Source organism: Isoptericola sp. NPDC055881, assembly GCF_053615895.1.
The window spans coordinates 1-5,557 of sequence record NZ_JBSHCR010000127.1 but is presented as its reverse complement, the minus strand read 5'-3'; the positions used below and the strand labels follow the sequence as shown (position 1 = coordinate 5,557).

Annotated in this window: 4 protein-coding genes; 1 reads left to right on the top strand and 3 read right to left on the bottom strand. The window is 74.8% G+C overall.

Annotated features, from left to right (window positions below; translation table 11 throughout):
• The first annotated feature begins 97 nt into the window (after positions 1-97).
• Entirely contained in the window at positions 98-1,186 is a 1,089-nt protein-coding gene (locus ACWGKI_RS20495) for a LuxR C-terminal-related transcriptional regulator (RefSeq protein WP_452189497.1), read from the top strand.
• A 13-nt stretch (positions 1,187-1,199) separates the two neighbouring features.
• Here the strand turns inward: ACWGKI_RS20495 and ACWGKI_RS20490 are convergent, their stop codons facing one another.
• The 3 genes from ACWGKI_RS20490 to ACWGKI_RS20480 form a co-directional block, all read right to left on the bottom strand.
• Entirely contained in the window at positions 1,200-3,641 is a 2,442-nt protein-coding gene (locus ACWGKI_RS20490) for a beta-xylosidase/alpha-l-arabinosidase (RefSeq protein WP_452189499.1), read from the bottom strand.
• 65 nt (positions 3,642-3,706) lie between these two features.
• A complete protein-coding gene (locus ACWGKI_RS20485) occupies positions 3,707-4,540 on the bottom strand; it encodes a carbohydrate ABC transporter permease (RefSeq protein ID WP_380245349.1) in 834 nt (277 codons plus the stop codon).
• On the bottom strand, positions 4,537-5,557 hold a 1,021-nt coding region (locus ACWGKI_RS20480; RefSeq protein WP_452189495.1), incomplete at its 5' end, for a carbohydrate ABC transporter permease. The genes ACWGKI_RS20485 and ACWGKI_RS20480, both read right to left, overlap by 4 nt.

Here is a 5,557-nt window from a genome sequence, read left to right as displayed (position 1 = left end):
GCCCCGCACGGGGTGCCCGGCCGCGGTCCGTCCGGGGTCCGTCCGCGGCGCGACGCGCCGACTTGTCTCCCGTGCCCGCACGCCGCACACTCCCGGCGTGCCCACCGTCGAGCCCGACCGCCCGCAGCTCGAGGACGAGACCGCCCCGGTCGACCTCGGACCCGACCCGGCCGTGCTGTCCCTGCTCGGCCTGGACGGCGACATGCTGCGGGTGTACCGGGCGGCCCTGCGCACCGGGGCGACGTCGTCGGGCGAGCTGGCCGCGCTCGCGGGCATCGACGTCGACGGGGCGGAGCGCGGGCTCGCTCGCCTCGCGGCGGACGGCTTCCTCACGGCCTTCGGGGCCGTGGCCCCGCGCGCGGCCCTGCGGTCGGTGGTCACGCGGCGGATGGCGGAGCTCGCGGCGCGGGAGGCCGAGCTGCGCACGGTGGACGCGATGGTGGACGGCCTCGCCGACGGGCTCTGGCCCTCCGACGCGCGGCTGCCGGTCAGCGACGCCAGCCTCGTGGTGGGCACGCCCGAGATCGCGCGGCTGACGACCCACCTCGTGATGTCCGCGCGGCGCGAGGTGCTCGTGCTGGACACGCCGCCGTACGTCCAGCTCGGGGCCGGCCGCCCGGGCGACGCGTCCACGCACTTCAGCGTCGGGGCGGACGACGACGTCGACCAGGCCCTCGCCCGCGGCGTCGTGTCGCGCCGCATCGTCTCCCAGGAGGGCCTGGACGTCCCCGGCCGGGCCGAGGGGATCCTCGAGCTCGGCGGCGCGGGGATGTCCGTCCGCGTCCGCGCGACGCTGCCCACCAAGCTCCTCGTCGTGGACCGCGAGACCGCGCTGCTGCCGCCGTCCGCGTCCGCCGACGCCACGACGACGGCCCTGGTGCTGCGCGGCGGCCTGCTCGCGCACGTCCTCGTGCCGCTGTTCGAGGCGCTGTGGGACGACGCGGTGCCGATCGCCGGCCCGGGGGACGACGACCGGCACCCGGACGGCGCGCTCACCGCCGAGGAGCGCGAGCTCCTCACGATGCTGGCGGCAGGCCTCAAGGACGAGGCCGTGGCGCGCCAGCTCGACGTGCACGTGGCCACGGCCCGCCGGCGCATCACCGCCCTGCTGACGCGGCTTGGCGCGACCAGCCGCTTCCAGGCCGGCGTGCAGGCGGCCCGGCGCGGCTGGCTCGGGGACGCCTGACGCGGCCCCCGAATCACCCCACCGTCGACGTCACCACCCGCCGGTCGGCGACGGTCACCGCGTACGTCTCGCCCGTGACGACCAGCGTCGCGCGCGGCGTCGCGGTGCCCGGCAGCTCCCGCTTCTCCGCACGACGCGCGCTGGTGATGGCGCCGCCGGTGGCGTCCTGCACGTCCTCGGCGTCCACCTCGGGGGTGGCGGCCACGTGCGACCCGACCCACACCTCGACGTCGCCCGGCTCGACGACGCGCACCAGGCGGCGGTCGGCGAACGCGAGGCGCGTGGTGGGGACGTCGAACCGCACGACGACGGACTCCCCCGGCTCCAGCGCGACCCGGTGGTACGCGAGGAGCTGCGCCACGGGCCGGGTGACGGACCCGTGCACGTCGCGCCCGTAGAGCTGCACGACGTCCGACCCGGCGAGCGTCCCCGTGTTGGTGACCCGCACCGCGGCCGCGAAGTCGCCGCCCGCGGCGACCTCGGCGTCCACGTCCAGGTCGGTGTACGCGAACGACGTGTACGACAGGCCGAACCCGAAGGGCCGCAGCGGCGTCGAGTCGGTGGACGTGACGTCCGACGGCCCGCCGAGCACCGGGTGCAGGTAGGAGTACGGCTGCGCGCCCGCCGACCGGGGCAGCGACACGGGCAGCCGCCCCGACGGGTTGACGGCGCCGGCGATCGCCGCGGCGACGGCGGTGCCGCCCTCCTCCCCCGGGAAGAACGCCTGCAGCACGGCACCCGGCCGACGGTCCCCGTCGTCCCCGGTGACGTCGAGCGCCCAGTCGATCGCGTACGGGCGGCCGCTGAGCACCACCATGACGACGGGGGTGCCGGTGGCCAGCACGGCCTCGACGAGGCCCCGCTGCACGCCGGGCAGCTCCAGCGACTCCGCGTCGTTGCCCTCGCCCACGGTGCCGCGGCCGAACAGGCCCGCGTGGTCGCCGACCACGACGACGGCCACGTCGGCGGAGGACGCCGCGGCGACGGCCTCCGCGAAGCCGGACGTGTCCTCGCCCTCGACGTCGCAGCCGGCGGCGTGCACCAGCTCCGGCTGGGGCAGTCCCGCGGCACGGAACGCGCCCCCGATCGCCTCGAAGACGGTGGGGATGTGGAAGCCCTTCGGCACCTCGGGGTGGTGCGCCAGCACGTGGTTGGCGAACGAGTAGCAGCCCATGAGGGCGTCGCTGCGGTGCGCGTTGGGCCCGACGACGGCGACCCGCGCGGGCGCGGCGCTCCACGACCGCAGCGGCAGGACGCCGTCGTTGGTGAGCAGGACGAGCGACTCCTCGGCGAGCCGACGGGCCACGTCACGGTGGGCGGGCGAGTCGAGGTCGACGACCGCGGGCGGCTCGCCGGCGAAGGCGTCGTCGTCGAGCAGCCCGAGCTCCTCCTTCTGCGCGAGGGCGCGCAGCACGGCGCGGTCCACGTACCCCTCGTCGAGCGTGCCCGCGCGCACGAGCGCGGCGAGCGGCTCGAGGTAGGCGTCCCCCGAGGGCAGCTCGATGTCGAGGCCGGCCTCGAGCGCCTGCGCGGCGGCCTCGCCGCGGTCGGCGGCCACGCGGTGCATGACCTCGAGGAACGCGACGCCGAAGTAGTCGGCGACGACGGTGCCGTCGAAGCCCCACCGCTCGCGCAGCACCTCGGTGAGGTACTCCGCGCTGGCGTGCATCGGCACGCCGTCGACGTCGACGTACGACGCCATGACGGACCGCACCCCGCCGTCGCGCACCGCCATCTCGAACGGCGGCAGGTAGACGTCGGCCATCTCGCGCGGTCCGGCCGAGACCGGCGCGTGGTTGCGCCCGGCGCGGGAGCCGGAGTAGCCGACGAAGTGCTTGAGCGTGGCGTGCACGCCCGCGTCCTGCAGGCCGCGCACGTACGCGGTGCCGACCGTGCCCACCAGGTACGGGTCCTCGCCGATGCACTCGTCGACCCGGCCCCAGCGGGGGTCGCGCACGACGTCGAGCACGGGCGCGAGACCCTGGTGGATGCCGAGCTCGCGCATCGAGCCGCCGATGACGCGGCCCATCTCGGCCACGAGGTCGGGGTCGAACGACGCGCCCCACGCGAGCGGCGTCGGGAAGGTCGCGGCCTTCCACGCGGACAGGCCGGTGAGGCACTCCTCGTGCACGAGGGCCGGGATGCCGAGCCGGGTGTCGCGGCGCAGGCGCTGCTGCTCCGCCCACAGCCACGCGGCCCGGTCCGCCGGGTCCACCGGCCGGGTGCCGTACACGCGGGTGTAGTGGCCGATGCCGTGCCGGGTGACCTCCTCGAGCCGGCCGCCGTCACCGGCCGCCATCTCGCCCTGCATCGGCGCGACCACGTCGCCGCCCCGGTCGAGCCAGTAGCCCACCAGCTGCGCGAGCTTCTCGTCGAGCGTCATCCGGGCGTGCAGCGCGCGGACGCGCTCGCTCACGACGGGAGCCGCGGGCAGGGGCGCGGCGGGCTGGGGCACGGCGGGCTGGGGCACGGCGGGCTGGGGCACGGCAGGGACAGGCTGGGTCACGAGCTCTCCTTCGGTCATCCCTTCACGGCTCCCTGCAGGCCGTTCACGATGCGCTTCTGCATCGCGAGGAAGAACACCAGCGCAGGGATCATCGCCAGCGTCGTGAACGCGAACACGCCGGCGGTGTCGGCCGAGTGCTCCGAGGAGAAGTCGGCGACGCCGAGGGGCAGCGTCCGCATGTCGCCCTGCAGCAGCAGCAGGGGCAGGAGGTAGGCGTTCCAGGACCCGACGAACGCGAGCACGCCGACGGTCACCATCCCCGGCCCCGACAGGGGCAGCAGGATGCGCCAGAAGAACCCGACCCGGCTGGCGCCGTCGAGCTGCGCGGCCTCCTCCAGCTCGGCGGGCAGCGCCATGAGGAACGGCCGCAGGATCACGACCGTCATCGGCAGCGCGAACGCCGCCTGCGGCAGCGCGACCCCCCACCAGGTGTTGCCCATCTGGTAGTTCTGCGTGACCAGGATGAACAGCGGGATGATCGCGACGGTGGCGGGGAACAGCAGCCCGATGACGAACACGAGGAACAGCGCCTCGCGCCCCTTGAACCGGTAGCGCGCCAGGGGGTAGGCGGCCATCACGCCGAACACGACGACGACGGCGGTGGTGAGCACGGCGATGATCGTCGAGTTGAGGAAGTACCCCCAGAACGGCGACCCGGGCGCGAGCACCTTGGCGTAGTTCGTCAGCACCCACGGGCCCGGCAGGGCGGCCGGGTCCTCGGCGATCTGCGCGTTGGTGCGGAACCCGCCGAGCACCCCGTACAGCACGGGGCCGAGGGTGACCGCCACCACCACGAGGGCGATCGCGTAGACGAGGACGTTGCCGCCGCCGGCACGTGTGCGGCTCATCGGGTGGCCTCCTGGGTGTCACGGCGCAGCACGACGCGCTGGTAGGCGAGGGCGAGCACCAGGGCGATGACGAAGAGCACCACCGAGGCGGCGCCCGCGATGCCGAAGTTCTGCCGCTTGGTGCCCTCGTTGACCAGGAACGTGGCCATCGTGGTGGTCGCGTTCGCGGGTCCGCCGCCGGTGAGGATCCACACCATGTCGAAGAGCTGCAGCGAGCCGATCATCGACAGGAAGCCCCACGTGCGCATGGTCGGGCCGAGCAGCGGGACCGTGATGCGCCGCTGCACCTGCCACCAGGTCGCGCCGTCGAGCTGGGCAGCCTCGTACAGCTCGTCGGGCACGCCCTGCAGGCCGGCGAGGAAGAGGATCACGGCGAGCCCGAGGTACTTCCAGGTCAGCACGACGAGCACGATGCCGAGCGCGTACTCGGGCGTCCCGAGGAAGCCCTGGTCCGGGCCGTGCAGGCCGACGGCGGCGAGCATCGAGTCGATGACGCCGTACTCCGGCTGGAGCAGCTGGAACCACACGACGCCGGCGATGACCTCCGCCAGCACGTACGGGACAAAGATGATGGTGCGCAGCAGGCCCTGGCCCCACATCTTGCGGTTGAGCAGCAGGGCGATCGCGAGCCCGAGGGGCAGCTGCAGCAGGATCGACCCGACGACGATGACCAGGTTGTGGACGACGGCGTCGGTGAAGACCTCGTTGGTCAGCACCGAGACGTAGTTGCGCAGGCCGACGAAGTCGACCATGGGGCCGTAGCCCTTCCAGCGGTACAGCGACATCTGCACGGCCGTGGCGACCGGGACCACCACGAACGCCACGAGGAGCGCGAGGGCCGGCGTCACGAAGAGAGCGATCTCCGCCCGCTTGCGCCACACCCCGGCACTGCCGCGGCGCCCGTGCGGACGGCGGTGCGGCCGCCCGGGGGGGGGGCCGGGGGGGGGGCCGGGGGGGGGGGGGGGGGTACGGGGGGGGCGAGGTGGAGGAGGGCGCGGGAGGGCCCCCCGGGGCCCG